This window comes from Streptomyces umbrinus (genome assembly GCF_030817415.1).
Lineage (GTDB): Bacteria > Actinomycetota > Actinomycetes > Streptomycetales > Streptomycetaceae > Streptomyces > Streptomyces umbrinus_A.
The window spans coordinates 7,016,534-7,032,768 of record NZ_JAUSZI010000002.1 but is presented as its reverse complement, the minus strand read 5'-3'; the positions used below and the strand labels follow the sequence as shown (position 1 = coordinate 7,032,768).

At 67.5% G+C, this 16,235-nt stretch carries 12 protein-coding genes and 3 pseudogenes; 5 read left to right on the top strand and 10 right to left on the bottom strand.

Going from position 1 to position 16,235, the window contains the following annotated elements; genetic code table 11:
* Positions 1-12 precede the first annotated feature (12 nt).
* From rpsJ to QF035_RS31095, 4 genes and pseudogenes are all read right to left on the bottom strand, one after another.
* Positions 13-321, bottom strand: a complete 309-nt coding sequence (gene rpsJ / locus QF035_RS31110) for a 30S ribosomal protein S10 (protein ID WP_003948644.1) — start codon at positions 319-321, stop codon at positions 13-15.
* A 568-nt stretch (positions 322-889) separates the two neighbouring features.
* Positions 890-1,609, bottom strand: a complete 720-nt coding sequence (locus tag QF035_RS31105) for a hypothetical protein (RefSeq protein ID WP_307523785.1) — start codon at positions 1,607-1,609, stop codon at positions 890-892.
* A 557-nt stretch (positions 1,610-2,166) separates the two neighbouring features.
* Positions 2,167-3,213: pseudogene (locus QF035_RS31100) on the bottom strand (putative T7SS-secreted protein); the annotation flags it as partial.
* Between the two features lie 191 nt (positions 3,214-3,404).
* Positions 3,405-4,094 (bottom strand): hypothetical protein, encoded by a 690-nt coding sequence (locus tag QF035_RS31095; protein ID WP_307523784.1) that lies wholly within the window; start codon positions 4,092-4,094, stop codon positions 3,405-3,407.
* On the opposite strand from QF035_RS31095, the pseudogene QF035_RS31090 reads away from it, so the two are divergent.
* The 5 genes and pseudogenes from QF035_RS31090 to QF035_RS31070 all read left to right on the top strand — a co-directional run.
* A pseudogene (locus QF035_RS31090) lies at positions 4,093-4,368 on the top strand (hypothetical protein); the annotation flags it as partial. The gene QF035_RS31095 and the pseudogene QF035_RS31090 overlap by 2 nt on opposite strands.
* 258 nt (positions 4,369-4,626) lie before the next feature.
* On the top strand, positions 4,627-5,535 hold the full coding sequence (locus QF035_RS31085; RefSeq protein WP_307523783.1) for a helix-turn-helix domain-containing protein: 909 nt from the start codon (positions 4,627-4,629) through the stop codon (positions 5,533-5,535).
* A gap of 76 nt (positions 5,536-5,611) precedes the next feature.
* Entirely contained in the window at positions 5,612-5,959 is a 348-nt protein-coding gene (locus tag QF035_RS31080) for a hypothetical protein (protein ID WP_307523782.1), read from the top strand.
* Complete coding sequence (locus QF035_RS31075; protein WP_307523781.1) at positions 5,956-6,213, top strand: hypothetical protein; 258 nt, start codon at positions 5,956-5,958, stop codon at positions 6,211-6,213. Before QF035_RS31080 ends, QF035_RS31075 begins: the two co-directional genes overlap by 4 nt.
* A gap of 88 nt (positions 6,214-6,301) precedes the next feature.
* Positions 6,302-6,904, top strand: a pseudogene (locus tag QF035_RS31070) (Uma2 family endonuclease).
* Positions 6,905-6,914: 10 nt separating this feature from the next.
* Here QF035_RS31070 and QF035_RS31065 read toward each other — a convergent pair.
* From QF035_RS31065 to fusA, 6 genes are all read right to left on the bottom strand, one after another.
* Entirely contained in the window at positions 6,915-7,994 is a 1,080-nt protein-coding gene (locus QF035_RS31065; RefSeq protein WP_307523780.1) for an endo-1,4-beta-xylanase, read from the bottom strand.
* A gap of 67 nt (positions 7,995-8,061) precedes the next feature.
* Positions 8,062-11,193 carry a glycosyl hydrolase 115 family protein gene (locus QF035_RS31060; RefSeq protein ID WP_307523779.1) on the bottom strand — a complete coding sequence of 1,044 codons (3,132 nt, stop codon included), beginning with the start codon at positions 11,191-11,193 and terminating at the stop codon, positions 8,062-8,064.
* Between the two features lie 159 nt (positions 11,194-11,352).
* Positions 11,353-11,952, bottom strand: a complete 600-nt coding sequence (locus tag QF035_RS31055; protein ID WP_307523778.1) for a hypothetical protein — start codon at positions 11,950-11,952, stop codon at positions 11,353-11,355.
* Positions 11,949-12,545: an RNA polymerase sigma factor gene (locus QF035_RS31050; protein WP_307523777.1), complete on the bottom strand. Its 597-nt coding sequence runs from the start codon at positions 12,543-12,545 to the stop codon at positions 11,949-11,951. The genes QF035_RS31055 and QF035_RS31050 overlap by 4 nt, the downstream gene beginning before the upstream one ends.
* A gap of 206 nt (positions 12,546-12,751) precedes the next feature.
* Entirely contained in the window at positions 12,752-13,945 is a 1,194-nt protein-coding gene (gene tuf / locus QF035_RS31045; protein WP_055610510.1) for an elongation factor Tu, read from the bottom strand.
* 143 nt (positions 13,946-14,088) lie between these two features.
* Positions 14,089-16,215, bottom strand: a complete 2,127-nt coding sequence (gene fusA / locus QF035_RS31040; protein ID WP_143642861.1) for an elongation factor G — start codon at positions 16,213-16,215, stop codon at positions 14,089-14,091.
* Between the last annotated feature and the right edge of the window lie 20 nt (positions 16,216-16,235).

The following is a 16,235-nucleotide window of genomic DNA, read 5'->3' as shown; positions in this document are numbered from 1 at the left end:
GATCACCGGCCCCTAGAGCTTGATCTCGATGTCGACACCGGCCGGGAGGTCGAGTCGCATCAGGGAGTCAACGGTCTTGGGCGTCGGGTCGAGGATGTCGATCAGGCGCTTGTGCGTGCGCATCTCGAAGTGCTCGCGCGAGTCCTTGTACTTGTGCGGCGACTTGATGACGCAGTACACGTTCTTCTCAGTGGGCAGCGGCACCGGGCCCGCGACAGACGCACCAGTTCGCGTCACCGTCTCGACGATCTTCTTCGCCGAGCTGTCGATGACCTCGTGGTCGTAGGCCTTGAGCCGGATGCGGATCTTCTGTCCCGCCATGGCTACTCAGTAGTCCTTAGTCTCGTTTAACGCTCTGGAACCCGGGGGTTCGCGTCCCTTGCCTCCGACCCACGCGGTCGGGCGTGTCGCGCTCCTGCTGACAGAGATATCCACGAGTGGATTTCCCTACCGAGGGACGCGGCCGAGCCCAAAAGACAACCGCTGGACCGGGGGCTGAACACCCACCGGGCGCCTGGTCGGCACCCCGCTGACACTTCCCGGAAGATTCCCGTACGTCCGCTCCAGCGCTGCCTTACGGCAGTTGGAGCGACGAGTACTGTGGGACTCGCTTCCGGTCCTCCCGGCGGGAGGCGCGCAGCATCGGCACTCAACCGAGCAACCCCGACAGTCTGCCATACGGGGCGTACGGCTGGCCAATCGAGCCGGAGAGAATACCCCCAGGGTGACGCAGGTCAAACACAGGCTCGCACGGGCGGGCCGGGCGGGCCCCACTGCGGGACGCCTTCGGGGCGTGAGGCGCCCGGTCTCGCAGCCGTCCTGCACTCGCGACACGATCGCGGTCGCTCGCGGTCGGCGGGCCTGCCCCCGGCCCACGTCGTCCGGCTTCTCAGCTCCGGGGCTCGTCGCGTTCGAGTGCGTCGAGGTCGATCGGCTGATAGCCCGGGGCGTAGTCACGCAGGAACGCGGCCGCCTCCGTCGGCAGGGGCGGGGTCGCGATCACCGCGTACTCCAGTACGCGCTTCGGGGCGAAGTACTTCCAGAACTCGTACTCCGGCTCCCCCGCCGCGAGGCCCGGATACCGGTCCGTGACGCCGAGGCTGTCCAGGAGTTCGGGAAGCGTGGCATCGGCGAGATTCGCCATCGGCTCACGCGGGAGCACGATCCGCTCCACACCGGGGTCGAGACGAGGCTGCTTCCCTTGCGCGATGTCCTCCAACTGGGGCCGGTCCAGCACGTACCAGGGCCCGGCATACTCCTGCACGAGCCAGCTGTCCCGGGTGTCACTGCGATGGATGGCGCATTCGTCGCCCCGGAAGATCTGCTCGACGTAGCCGAGACCGGGCTGGATCAGGGTCTGGGTCTCGCCGGCCGCCTGATACGTGATCTCCCTTCCGTGTCCTGTCGCGATCTGCGCGAACTCGGCGGCGAACTCCGACCGGGCGGGCGAGGCACGCAGGCAGGAGAAGTGGAGCGACCCGACCACGAACGCGTGGTCCTCCTGCCAGGTCGCCCGCATGAGGCGGTACGAAGGAACACTGCTGGCCCACCCGGGGATGTGCAGGACGAATTCCCCGCAGAAGACACACGAAGCGTGTTCATTACTCATTACAGCTTTCCCTCTCCGCGGCGCGGTTCATGCCAAGATATGCACATCGGTCATCCCATTCGCACGGGAACGATGAACCCCAATGGATTCACCGGACCACCCTCAGGATATGTTCCCTGCGGGAGGTCACGGATTCCCGCACCGTCGAAAAATCTCAGATTTCCGTCCCTGCTGACGACAACTTCCATATGATCCGACGCTTTGTATTCCAGGTCCCGCGACATGCTGTTGGGAATTCCCCGCGCCTCTTCTATTCGGTTGGGCGGTCCGGGAATTCGGTCTTCCGGGTGTGTATGGGCGATGAAATCGTAATCCTGTCCCCTGAGGTCCCGTGGAATGGAACTCGTCCGCTCCGTCCCCCGGAAGAGACGCAGATCTCCCGCCGGATTCTGGATGATGGCGTGCTCGACCCCGTGGAAGCTCTGGAGTTCGGAGAGATGGGAAACATTAACCTCTCCGGGCCGGATGGGTATGTGCCCGTTCTCCAGCGCCCGGGTGAGCTGCCTGGCCTTCGGGGACAGCGCCCGGTAAGGGATCTGGCCACCCGGCATGCGGGCTCCGCCCTTGAAGACGCCGCTCATGCCGCGAACGCCCTCGGCCATGCCCTTGAGCCCGGCCTTGAGCCCGTTCATGGTCCGGAGGCCCTTGAGCCCCTTGGCGAGTCCGCCGAGGGTGGTGAGGCCCTTCATGCCGGGTATGCAGTCCAGCGCCGCGAAGGCCACATCCCACAGGGATGCCTGCCCCTTCATGTATTTGTTGAGGGTGTCGGCCAGGACGACGAGAGCGGCGATGAGCACGATGGCGCCGAGAATGGGCCCACCGATAATGAGGGCGATGATCCCGAGGACGGCGACGACGACCTTGCACACGGCGACGATGGTGTCCCAGTTGTCGACGAACCAGTCCCCGACCTCCTCGTACCACTTACGGTTCTGAATACCCGCGTCGGACGCCTCGTCCAGCTTGCGCTTCGCCTCACCGGCCGCGTCCTCGCGCATCTTCCGCGCATCAGCCGCCATCTTCTTCGCGGCATCGAGGGCGTTGGAGGCAGAGGTGACATCCGACTGGGCGGACGTCTGCGCGGACTCGGCACTCTGCGCATCCCTCGTCGCGGCACGGACCTTGGCCTCGTCCGGCTTCGGGACATCCTTGCCCGCGTCCTTGTCCTCCTTGTACTTGTCGGCTTCCTTGTTGGCGCGGGTCACCCACGAATCGGCCGACGCCAGACGGGACTTGGCCGAGGAGAGATCAGCCTGCGCCTCCCGCCCCTGGGCCAGCGCCTTGTCCGCCAACGCCTGCGCACGTTCCAACTGCGGCCAGTACGCCGCGAGCGCGTCCCCGGCCAGGTCGTACGACTTCTTCAGCTTCTTGAGGTTCTTCGGGACGCCGGAGAACTCGTCCCGGAACACATCGGCGGTCTTGCCCACCATCGTCAGGACGGCATCCTCATCCGCCATCCCCTTCACCAGACGCAGAGCGTCCTGCACGTCGTCCGCGAAGTCATGCAGGCTCTTCGCCAACGACTTGACCCGGACCGGATCCCCCGGCGTCGGATCCTTCTCCAGGTCCAGCACATGCCAGTCCGTCGGCCGATAACCCGCCACGCCGCAACCCCCGTCACGCCAGTACCAAAGACATCCGTGTGCACACGTGAACTTACCGGGAACACCGGTGCGATCAAGCTGCCGCCCGAAACTCCGAACCGATCAGGAACGAGCCGGCACTCCAACTGGCCTCAGGCAGACGCGAGAACCTTCTCCAGCTCAATGTCGTACGCGCGGAACGCGGCCCGGCCTCACCGCGGGGTGGGGGAATCCGGGCGGAGGAGGCCCGGCAGTTGGGCAACCCGCCACATCCGGAAGGCCGTTTCAGGAGAGTTGCGGCCCGAAGGGTCCGCCAGGTCGGAGGCGATACCGAGGATCTCGGCGATGTGGGCGGCCGTGGCCCGTTGCTCCACCTCGGCGCAGATGGCGGCAGTGATCAAAGCCTGGAGGAATTGCGTCAGTTGGAGGTCCGCGCCCATCCGGCACATGCGCCGCACCACTCGCGGTTCCGCAAGCTCCGCGAGAGGCTCGGGGACCCCCGTGAGACCCGCCGACCACAGCAACAGGAACTCCGGCGTCACCTCGTGCTCGCGCAGATACCCCAGCTCGTCGGCGATGGCCATGGCCGGGGCGCCGAACCGGCAGACCGTCTGGATGCCGTCCATCAGGCGCCCCAGTTCCTGTCGTCTGCCCGCCAGGAAGCCATCCACCGAGACGTCGGCGAGCTTCCAGGTGCCGGTGAAATTCACGGCACCGATCTCCACGACGCCCCCGAGCGACGCGAACACCGAACGCGCGAGCGACTCCTCAGGTACGGGCGTGCTCTCGGCCCCTGCTTCGCGTTGCTTGCACACCCCCACAGTCTCGTGCAGGTCATCCGTCGAGGCCCAGCCGATACGGGACATCCGCGACGGCTCGTCCAGCCCATAGCCTCTCCCCATGCCCCGTACCACCCCACCCCGGCCCGCCGATGTCCCCGCCCTCTTCCCGGAGTTGGCGCCCCTGGCCCGTACCGCCGTCCGGCTGCACCCCCGCTCCGGTAGTCCCACCGCCATGGACAGTTCGATCGGCGGCCCCCTGCTGTGGCCGGCCGAGGAACCGTGGCCCACCTGCCCCGATCACGACGGCCCCTGGCACCACGGCGTCGCCCCCGACGACGTACGGCTGGGGCGGCGCATCCTCGCCGAGGCCTGGGCCCGGCCCCGCGCCGAGGGCGCCGACCTCCTCACGCGACCCTCCGCGTCAGGACCGCGTCGGCACTCGTCAGCACCGTGAGGTCGCGTCGCCCACAAGGGTGACAATCGCCAACTCAGCTGGATTTCCGTCCGGTTGGCGGGCATATGCTCGCCCCGCGACAACCGAGACACCCAGCAAGCCAATCAGCGAGACAACTCCAGAACATGCGACGGCCCTCGTCCGGGACTGCAATCCCGATCGAGGGCCTGACCACCGAGGAAGAAGAAGGCCTTCCCGATGGATAAGCAGAACCCTAGCGCGCCCCCGTGCGCCCAGCCCCGGATTCCGCGGGGCATCACCCATATCAACGTCCGCCACACCACGCGCTTCACGGTGATCGGCAACCATCTCGCCCAGCACCCGGAGCTGTCCGGGCTCGCGATCGGGCTCGCCGTCCACATCCAGTCGCTGCCCACCGGCGCCCGGGCCGACATCAAGACACTCGCGGCCCGCTTCCCCGAGGGCGAGACGAGAATCGCGGCGGTCCTGCGGGAGTTGGAGACGCACGGCTATCTCGCCCGAACCCGCGAGCGCCTGCCGAGCGGCCGGGTCGTCACACACACGGTGTCGTACAACCGGCCTAGGGGCGCTGACGCCCAGGAGCCCCGCCCCACGACTCCCCAGTCGAGGCCCGCTCCCACGCCGACGCTCACCCCTGCCCCGGCCCCGGCGCCTGCCCCCGTAGGACCCGACGCCAAGGTTCCACCGAGCCCCGCCGCAGACACCCACCCCAAAAACCCTCCCCCCGCCCCCGAACCGCACACCCACGACTCAGCCGCCGACCGCACAGCCACCGCCCTCCTCGCGAGCCTGCACCGCGACGACCCCCGCCTGCTGCTCGCGGAGCGCGACGTACGCCGCCTCGCCCCCGCCGTCGCCGCCTGGCTGGACCGCGGCGCCGCCCCCGAAGCCGTACGCCGCACCCTGACGGCGAGCCTACCCGAGGCCCCCCTCCGCCACCCGGCCGGCCTCCTGGCCCACCGCCTCGCGGAACTACTCCCACCCCCACTCCCCACAGCCCCGGCAACCCGGGCAGCCGTACGCCCACTCCCCCTCCAGAACTGCGACGGCTGCGACCGCGCCTTCCGGGCCCCGGCCCCCGGCCGCTGCCGCGACTGCCGATCCGATCTCCTGGAAGCCGCCTAGCATGAGCGCTCACCGCCGGTACCGGACGGTGCCTCCATGGCCGGATACCCTGATCGGGGCACCCCTGGAGGACACCATGCGCACACGGTCCGACCATGGACACGAGCTGATCCCCCGCCCCGAAAAGACTCCCGAAGCCCTACGCGCTGCCCTCGCCGTCATCGCCCCCGATCGTCTGGAGGAGATGCAGGCCGAGAAGGACGAAGCCTTCGCCAAAGCAGTCGAGTGGCAGTCCGTGACTCCGGTGCAGAGCTGGGTCCTGATCTGGGCCAGAGAGATCGAAATCGCCCGCCGCCCCGACCTGTCGACTCGCTACGCCGACGCGAAGAGCAACCTGGAGCACGAGGACTCGACCACCGCGCAGGAAGCCCTACGGGAGCTGAGCGCCGTCCTGGACGAGGCGATGAAGGCAGTCCGCGCGTGAGCTGGAAGTGGGAGTACGCCTTCGGCGCGGAGGCAGCCGCCCGCACCGCTCCCGCCGCTTTCCTGTCCGGTGTGGAGAGAAGGGCAGACGAACTGGTCAGGGCTGCCGAGGCTTTACACGTCCACGGTCGGGCTCATGAGGGGATCGACCCGAGGGGCGGCGACATCATCGTCCCCGGCGGCATGTTCACGTATCAGGTCGTCGTGCGCAGCGAGCGTGTCTACGTCGTCCAGATCGTCTGTCTGGGTTTCTGAACCGCAGAACGCCGCCCGGAACTCTGTTCCACCGCCGCTTCCGATCGCTGCCGCGACCGTAGATCCGAGTTGATGGAGATCGCTCAGCATGACGACTCGCCAGGGGTATCGGACGATGCGGAGTGTCATCCAAGCCTTGGACGACACCCTTCCCGGCAAGTTCGAGCTCACCAAGGAAGGGATCATCCACGACCTCACAGCACCCAATGGCCCTCACGAACTGACCCGGTCTCACCTGCGGAAACGCCTTGAGAAGGTGATGCAGGACGGCATCGTCGCCCATACCGGTACCCCGGACGTGGAAAACGAGCCCGAGCGCATCATGCGCCGTCCCGACGTAATGCTGATCGCGACAGCAGACATGGAGGGCGACGGGGCCTTCGACCCTCATACGCTCATCGCCGCCATCGAAGTCGTCTCCCGCTCCAACCCGGACAACGACATGGGTCGGCAAGATGCGCGACTACGCCCTGCTCGGCATCCCGATCTACGTGATCTTCGATCCACGCACGGGCGAGGGAGCCGTCCTCTCCGACATCCACGCAACCCCGAGCGGCCCCGCTACGCGACCCGCAAGGACTTCGTCCACGGCGAGGACGTCACCATCGGCGACTGGACGATCTCGACGGAGAACCTGCCGCGCTATGCGGACAAGGACAGGCCCAAGTCCGACCCCAAGGGCAACGGCTGACAGCCCCAGGTCAACGCCCCTCCGCCAGCCCCTCCCCCACAGCCCCATAAGCCGGCTTCCGTCCGAAGTCCTCCGTCGTCAACGTCGCCGCCCCCTGCCCCGCGAAAACCCCCGGCACCCACGAGTACTTGTCCGTGAACCCCCACACGGTGAAGGACTTGCAGCTCCGCGCCCCCAGGCAGGCGTCCAGCAGCCCCCGGAAGTACGTCGCCTGCGTGGCGAGCTTCTCCGCATCCGCAGGCAGGATCATCCGTACGTCCACCTCGGTGAAGGCGGTCTGCATCCCCAGCCGTTCGAACCGCGCGAGGTTCCCCGCCACCTCCCCCGGGAAGCCGTACTGGATGGCCAGATGCCCCTGGATCCCGAAGCCCTGCACCGGAACGCCCTCCGCCCTCAGCCGCTTCGCCAACTCGTAGTAGGCGGTCGACTTCGCGTTGACGCCCTCCACGTTGTAGTCGTTCAGGAAGAGCTTCGCCTTCGGGTCGGCGGCGTGCGCCCAGCGGAAGGCGTCGGCAATGTAGGACGGGCCGAGCTTCTGCAACCAGATCGAGTTCCGCAGCGAACCGTCCTCCTCGAAGACCTCGTTCACCACGTCCCACTGCTGGATCCTGCCCTTGTACCGCTTGACCTCCGTGGTGACGTGCTTGCGCAGGATCCCCCGAAGCTCCCCCGCTCCGATCGAACCGTCCGCCACCCCCGCCGTCAGCCACCCCGGCAACTGGCTGTGCCACACCAGCGTGTGGCCGCGGACCACCTGCCCCCGATCACGCGCGAACCGCACCAACTCATCCGCCCCCGACCAGTCGTACGTCCCCCGCGTCGGCTCGACGACCTCCCACTTCATGACGTTCTCGGCGGTGACGGAGTTGAACTCACGCCCGGTCGCCCGCCGATACGTCGTGTCGTCGTCCAGCGCCGCCATGTCCACGGCCGTACCGATCCGCAGGTCGGCACGCTCGGCGAGCGCCCGCAGCGGAACCGGTGACAGCTCATCCGCGGAAGCCGTCTGTACGCCCGTGACGCCCACGACGCCCGTGACCAGCAGCGTCGCACTGAGCAGCCCGACAACAGGCATGCGGAACTTCTTCATGTGCGGTCCCTCCAATGAATACGGCTCGACGAGTACGCGTCAGCGAACGCAGTTCAACGAATGCAGTTCAACGAACGCGGTAGCTCTCCAGCGGCCCCAGATACGTCGGCGTCAACCCACCCGTATCGATCACCAGCCGCTGCACCACCACCGTCGGATCGACCATCCAGAACTTCAGCCGGTGCATCCCGGCAGCCCCGATCGTGTGGCGCGTAGACGTGCGATTGGCGTTGTCCGATGTGTTGCGGGCCCACTCGATGTCCATCAGCCCGTCATCGGCACCCGTGGCCGCATGGATGTCGACGACCTGCGGGGCGTCCCCGTCGAACGAGATCCCGTACCGAAGCCCGCCCGTCGGCAAGGCCGGGTTGCGCGGAGACAGGTACGCCCACACCGTGACCTCACCCGCGGACAGCAGGCTCACCTCGTACTCCAGCCGTGGAGACGAGCCGCCCGGCGTCCGCCGCGGAGCCGTCACCGGCCACGGCGTCATCCCCGCCCCCGTACGCCCGATCCCGTCGATCCGCCGCCACGTCCCCACCGAACGCGCGAAGTGCTCGGCATCGACCGCCACATACCCACCCGCCTCGACGAAACCCCGCAGCCCACGCGCCCCACTCACCCCACGCGCCGACGGCTGCTCGGCAACCACCCCGACCGTCACCATCGCACCCGCCCCCTCCACGGTCACCGACGCCTCCGTACGCCCCCGGGGAGCCCGGGCCCAGTCCACCGTCAGTACCGCCCGCACCTGCTTCTCGACCCGCCCCCGCGGACGGTCGACCCTGATCCACGGCACCGACGGCGTGATCCGGTAGTCGAAGGCCGTACGCCCCCGGTTGAAGACCTCGACGTACTGGTCAGGCCGGGTCTGATACGGGCTGAAGACAGGCAACACGGCCGCACCCGGCGACTCCCCGTCCTCCCCCGGCCACCACTCCCCCGACTCAGCCCCGTCCACCGCCACCCCCATCTCCGCCCCCACCGGCACCTCGACCCGCCTCACCGCCGGAAAGATCTCGTCCGGCAACGCCACGTTGTCCCGCTCCGGCTGCTGCCACGGCGCGTTCGGCCCGTACCGCTCCACATCCCCGTACCCGATGTGCGGCTGCGTCTGGAAACCACGCCACTTACCGCCCGCCACCCGGGAGTTGAAGCGCTCGGCCAGGGCGAAGTCCCGCGCCAGCCCGGCCTCCGCCTCGGCCGCCAGGTCGTTCGTCGCGGCCCGCCCCTGACGCGCGTACAGCAGATTGGTGAACTCCGCTTCCCGCAGCCCGTACAGGTTGGCCGTCGCCTCCACCGCGTACCCGACGAGCTCGAACCACGCGTCCTGGTCCGCGACCGGCAGCCGTCGGCCGATCCGCTCCGCATCCTTCCCCAGCCGCCGCCACTCCTCCGTCACCCGCTCCAGCTCACGGTGACCGAAGTAGAAGGGCGTCTGCCGGTCGTCGTACACGACCTTCCCGTCCACCAGCGTGATCCGGCGGTTCAACAGCTCCGGCTTCCGCCGCGACTGGAGCTGCGCATACCTCTCCAGCACCGACGCGATCTCGGAAGCAGACCCCTCACCGAAGTTCTGCCGCGCATACCTCCGCTCCCACTCCCCCAGCCTCTCCAGCGGCCAACGCCCGGGATTCCAGGCGTAGTCGAGAAAGAACTCGGTCGGCAGCTCGTTCCCCTTCACATCACCGACGTTGGTGACCCACAACTCCCGGTTCCCGTACTCGACCGCCTGGTGGAGCTGGTCCCACACGTTCGGCAGCGAAGTGGAGTCCACCCACTTGTAGTTGCGGCCGACGCCGACGTAGTCGAAGTGGTAATACAGCCCGTACCCGCCGCCCCGAACCGCCTCCGCCGGATCCGGATGCTTGCGGATGTTGCCCCAGTTGTCGTCGGTCAGCACGACGGTCACGTCGTCCGGCGCCCGGAGCCCGCGGTCCCAGTACCGCTGGACCTCCTTGTAGAGCGTCCACACCTGCGGGGTCTCGGCGGCCGGGCGCCCGGTGACGTCCTCGATGATCGACCGCTGCGTCGCGATGATCTCCCGCATCAGCTCGATACCATCACCGTCGGGCAGACTCGTGTCACCGTTCCCGCGCATCCCCAGCGTGACGACACCCTCGAAGTCCTGGTCGGCCATGCGCCGCACACCCTCGCGCCAATACGCCTTGACCGCCTCGGAGTTGCGCCGGAACGACCACTCCCCGGTGCCGCCGTAGGGATCCCGACCCGGCGTCACGATGTTCCCCGCGCTGTCACGCACGGCCGGCACCGCATGCCGGTTCCACTCCTCGATACCCCGCATCATCGGCGCCTCATGAGACGTGCCCATGACAATCCCGTACGCCTTCGCCCTCGCGTGATTCTCAGGGTCGTCCTCGGCGAACGCCCGCCCCCACACCGCCGGCCACAGATAGTTCGCCTTCAGCCGCAGCAGCACCTCGAAGACCTTGGCGTAGAAGTCCGCGTTGAAGCCGCCGGGATGGCCGGGCGCCTTCCCCGGCCCGAAGTACGCGGGCGCCCACGTCCCCAGCGCCGGGTTCTCGTCGTTGATGAAGACCCCGCGGTACTTCACCACCGGCGTGCCCTGGCTGTACCGCCCCGGCAGCACATACACCTCGCTCCGCCGCACCGGCCGCACGTCGTCCCACCAGTACCAGGGCGAGACCCCGATCCCGTACGAGACGTCGTACGCCCCGAAGATCGTGCCGCGCGGATCGCTGCCCGCGACGACGAAGGCTCGCTCCACCCCTGGCATCGGCCGCTCGACCACGGTCTGCAGCGAGGTCTCCCACTTGCCCCGGATCCCGCGGACGTCGAGCTTCCCGGCCGCGACCAGCCCGTCGATCAGCGGACTGCGCCCGATCGTCCCGACGAGCACGACCTCCCGCGCCACCGCCGAACCCGGCCGCACCCCCGTGACCCGCTCGATGTCGTCCCGCAGATCCCCTGCCACCCGTACGACTCCGGGATGGTCGTCATCACTGACCACGACCGGCGTGCCCACCAGCGAAAGGGCCCCGCCCTCCGGCGAGAAGGAGATGTACGCGCCCGGATCCGTAGACGCCGGATCCGCAGACGGCAATCTCCCATCCACCGCCCACGCGGCACCCGACAGCGCGACCGACCCGGCCCCCGCCCCGATCCCCGCTGCCACCCCCGCCCCGATAACCGTTCTACGGCTGACGCGCCCAGACATACCTCACCCCTCGAACATGTCATCCCGAATTTGCTCAGCGGCATGACAAATGGTGGAGGGAGGGGCCCCTGAGGGGAATGGGTCGTCGGCGCCGAATACTTTCGTTACAGCAAAGGGGCCCGCACGACCGACGCCGTAGGTCGTGCGGGCCCCTCGGTCCTACTTCGATTCCAGGGACTCGTCGAATGCCCGCTGCCCGTCCCAGGGCACCTCCTCGCAGGGCTCCACCGCCCCCTTGACCGCGTACATGCTTCCCGCAGGGCTGATCCGGCCCTTCACCGGTTCAGGCTGCTCGAAGACCAGGGAGTCACCGGAACGCAGTGTGAACTCGTGCTCAACCACCACGTCGCCCGAGGCCACGACCCAGCGGGGCGGGTACATCTCGCCACGAGGTTGCGCACAGACATAGCCGCTCCTGGGCTTGTCCACGCTCACGGTGATGCCCTCGGCCCGGAGCCGCTCGGTCAGTTCCTCCTTGTCGCCCTCGCTCAGCAGGATCTCCTCCATGCTGACCGTGACACTGCCGTCCTCGTGCCGCTCTACGGCGTACGCCTGCGCCCCGCCCGTCGACGCCGGCAGTGCCACCACGCCCCCCACCGCGGCGACACACGCCGCGAGGGCGACCAGCGCCCGGCGAGTGGTGATCGTGCGGCGGATCACCGGCTCCGGAACCGGCGGGTCCTCGGCCCTGAGAGCGATCTCCCGCTGGAGTTCGTTCAGCAGCCGGTCCTCGAAGGTCTTCGTCGTCCTGGTGCTCATGCCTCTCCCCCCGCATACGTGAGTGCTGCCTGCTGCCCGTCGGCTCCGGCCGCCGCCGAGCGCAGCGACCTGCGCGCCCGGTGCAGCCGCACCCGGGCGGTGACCTTGCGTATGCCCAGCGCCACGGCGGCCTCGGTGACGCTCAGCTGGTCGACGGCGACGAGTTCGATCACCGCACGCTCGCCGTCGGGGAGACTGTCCAGGGCGGCCAGCGCGCGACGCCCGGCCTTCTCGGCGTCGAGCTTCTCCTCCAGCCGGTCGATGTCGTCGCCTTCCAGCAGCCGGTGGGCGGCGATACGGCCGCCGAGCACGTTCTGACGCGCGCTCCTTCGGGCTTCCGCGGCCACCACGTTGCGTGCGATGCCGTACAGCCAGGCGGTCTCGCTCCCGAGGTCGGGGCGGTAGGCACGGGCGGAGTCGATCACCGCGAGGAAGGTCTCGGCGGTGAGATCGGCGACGGTGTGCGGGTCGGTGACCCGCCGGGCCATGAAGCGGGTGACGGTGTCGACATGGCGGCGATAGAAGACCTCGAAGGCGGCCGGGTCGTACAGCTCTCCCGGTGGACCGCCCCGGCTTTTGCTGTCGGATGCCAAGGTGTGAACCTCCCGTTGTCCGTCCTGCTGTCACTTCTACTTGGAACAGGCAGCCGAATGCGTTACAGGACGGCCCCGACGGGATGGCCCCGGCGGGCCTGCCGGGAAAGCAAAGGGGCCCGCACGACCGAAGTCGTGCGGGCCCCTTCAAGGAGCTCAGCGATGCTGGAGCTACCAGGCGTTCAAGCCCAACAGGTAAGCGAGGCTTACTTGTTGATCTTGGTGACCTGGCCGGCGCCCACGGTCCGGCCACCCTCACGGATGGCGAACTTCAGGCCCTCCTCCATGGCGACGGGCTGGATGAGCTCAACGGTCATCTCAGTGTTGTCGCCCGGCATGACCATCTCGGTGCCCTCGGGGAGGGTCACCACACCAGTCACGTCCGTCGTGCGGAAGTAGAACTGGGGACGGTAGTTGTTGAAGAACGGCGTGTGACGGCCACCCTCGTCCTTGGACAGGATGTACGCCTGGGCCTCGAACTCCGTGTGCGGGGTGACCGAGCCGGGCTTGATGATGACCTGGCCGCGCTCGACGTCCTCGCGCTTGATGCCACGAAGCAGCAGACCGACGTTCTCACCGGCCTGGCCCTCGTCGAGCAGCTTGCGGAACATCTCGATGCCCGTGACCGTGGTGGTGGTCTTCTCGGTCTTGATGCCGACGATGTCGACGGTCTCGTTGACCTTGAGGACACCACGCTCGATACGACCGGTGACGACGGTGCCACGACCGGTGATCGTGAAGACGTCCTCGATCGGCATGAGGAACGGCTTGTCGACGTCACGCTCGGGCTGCGGGATCGACTCGTCGACGGCCTTCATCAGGTCGAGGACGGACTGGCCCCACTCCTTGTCGCCCTCAAGGGCCTTGAGCGCCGAGACCTTGACGACCGGAAGGTCGTCGCCCGGGAACTCGTACTCGGAGAGCAGCTCACGGACCTCGAGCTCGACGAGCTCCAGGATCTCCTCGTCGTCCACCATGTCGGCCTTGTTCAGCGCGACAACGATGTACGGAACGCCGACCTGGCGGGCCAGGAGCACGTGCTCCTTGGTCTGCGGCATCGGGCCGTCCGTCGCGGCGACAACGAGGATGGCGCCGTCCATCTGCGCCGCACCCGTGATCATGTTCTTGATGTAGTCCGCGTGACCGGGGCAGTCGACGTGGGCGTAGTGACGCGTCTCCGTCTGGTACTCGACGTGCGCGATGGAGATGGTGATACCGCGCTGGCGCTCCTCAGGAGCCTTGTCGATCTGGTCGAAGGCCGAGGCCTCGTTCAGGTCCGGGTACGCGTCATGCAGCACCTTGGTAATGGCGGCCGTGAGGGTCGTCTTACCGTGGTCGATGTGACCGATGGTGCCGATGTTGACGTGCGGCTTAGTCCGCTCGAACTTCGCCTTCGCCACTGGGTCCTCCTGTGGAGTGGTTCTGGTACGCCTTACTCATCGGCGCCAGGGTGATCTTTGCTGGGATGCCGCCCGCCGGGATTTCCGTTTCCGGATGAATCCCGTCGGTCGGTGTCAAGCCTAAAGCGTGCAAACGGTGTGCGTTACTCGCCCTTGGCCTTCGCGATGATCTCCTCGGCGACGTTCCGGGGAACCTCGGCGTAGGAGTCGAACTGCATCGAGTAGCTTGCGCGACCCGAGGTCTTGCTGCGGAGGTCGCCGACGTAGCCGAACATCTCCGAGAGGGGCACGAGGCCCTTCACGACGCGGGCACCGGCACGCTCCTCCATGGCCTGGATCTGGCCACGGCGGGAGTTGATGTCGCCGATGACGTCACCCATGTAGTCCTCGGGCGTGGTGACCTCGACGGCCATCATCGGCTCGAGCAGCACGGGGCTGGCCTTGCGGGCGGCCTCCTTGAAGGCCTGCGAACCGGCGATCTTGAACGCCAGCTCGGAGGAGTCGACCTCGTGGTAGGCACCGTCGAGAAGCGTGACGCGGACGCCCGTCATCTCGTAACCGGCGAGGATGCCGAACTGCATGGCCTCCTGCGCACCGGCGTCCACCGACGGGATGTACTCCCGCGGGATACGGCCACCGGTGACCTTGTTCACGAACTCGTACGAGGCGTCGCCGTCCACGATCGGCTCGATCGCGATCTGCACCTTGGCGAACTGACCCGTACCACCGGTCTGCTTCTTGTGGGTGTAGTCCACGCGCTCGACGGCCTTGCGGATCGTCTCACGGTACGCGACCTGCGGCTTACCGACGTTGGCCTCGACCTTGAACTCACGGCGCATACGGTCGACCAGCACCTCGAGGTGCAGCTCGCCCATACCGCCGATGATGGTCTGGCCGGTCTCCTCGTCCGAGTGAACCTGGAAGGAGGGGTCCTCCTCCGCGAGACGCTGGATGGCTACACCCAGCTTCTCCTGGTCACCCTTGGACTTGGGCTCGATGGCGACCTGGATGACCGGCGCCGGGAAGTCCATGGACTCCAGGATGACCGGGTGCTTGTCGTCACTGAGCGTCTCACCGGTGGTGGTCTGCTTCAGGCCCATCACGGCGACGATGTCGCCGGCGCCCACCGCCTCGATCTCCTCACGCTTGTTCGCGTGCATGCGGTAGATCTTGCCGATGCGCTCCTTCTTGCCCTTGACGGAGTTCAGCACCGCAGTGCCGGACACCAGGCGGCCCGAGTAGACCCGGACGAAGGTGAGCTTGCCCAGGTGCGGGTCGCTCATGATCTTGAACGCGAGGGCGGACAGCGGCTCGTCCACGGACGGCTTGCGCTGGATGACGACCTCGGGGTCCTTCACGTCGTGGCCCTCGATGGCCTCGACGTCAAGCGGGGTCGGCAGGTAGCGCACGACCGCGTCGAGCAGGGGCTGAACGCCCTTGTTCTTGAACGCGGTGCCACAGAACACCGGAGTGACCGTGGTGCCTTCGGACTTGCCGGACGCGATGGTGATGCGGCGGATCGCGGCGTACAGCTGCTCCACGGAAGGCTCCTTGCCCTCCAGGTACAGCTCCATGATCTCGTCGTCGTTCTCGGCGACCGTCTCGACGAGCTTGCCGCGGTACTCCTCGGCAGCCTCGGTGTGGGTGGCCGGGATGTCGACGACGTCGTACATCTCGCCCTTCTCCGCCTCGGCGGACCACACGAGAGCCTTCATCGTGACCAGGTCGACGACGCCCTTGAAGTCGGCCTCGGCACCGATCGGGAGCTGCATGACGATCGGCTGCGCGCCGAGGCGGCCGCTGATCATGTCGACGCAGCGGTGGAACTCCGCGCCGGTCCGGTCGAGCTTGTTCACGAAGCAGATGCGCGGCACGCCGTAACGGTCGGCCTGACGCCACACCGTCTCGGACTGCGGCTCGACACCCGCGACGCCGTCGAACACGGTGACGGCACCGTCGAGGACGCGGAGCGAACGCTCCACCTCGACCGTGAAGTCGACGTGACCCGGGGTGTCGATGATGTTGATCGTGTAGTCGTTGTCCTCAAGCGGCCAATGACAAGTGGTAGCAGCAGAGGTGATCGTGATGCCACGCTCCTGCTCCTGCTCCATCCAGTCCATGGTGGCAGCGCCGTCGTGGACTTCACCGATCTTGTAGCTGACGCCGGTGTAGAAGAGGATCCGCTCGGTGGTGGTCGTCTTACCCGCGTCGATGTGGGCCATGATCCCGATGTTGCGGACCCTGGCCAGGTCAAGTGAAGTGGTAGCCATAAGGCTTCGGTCTTCTCTCG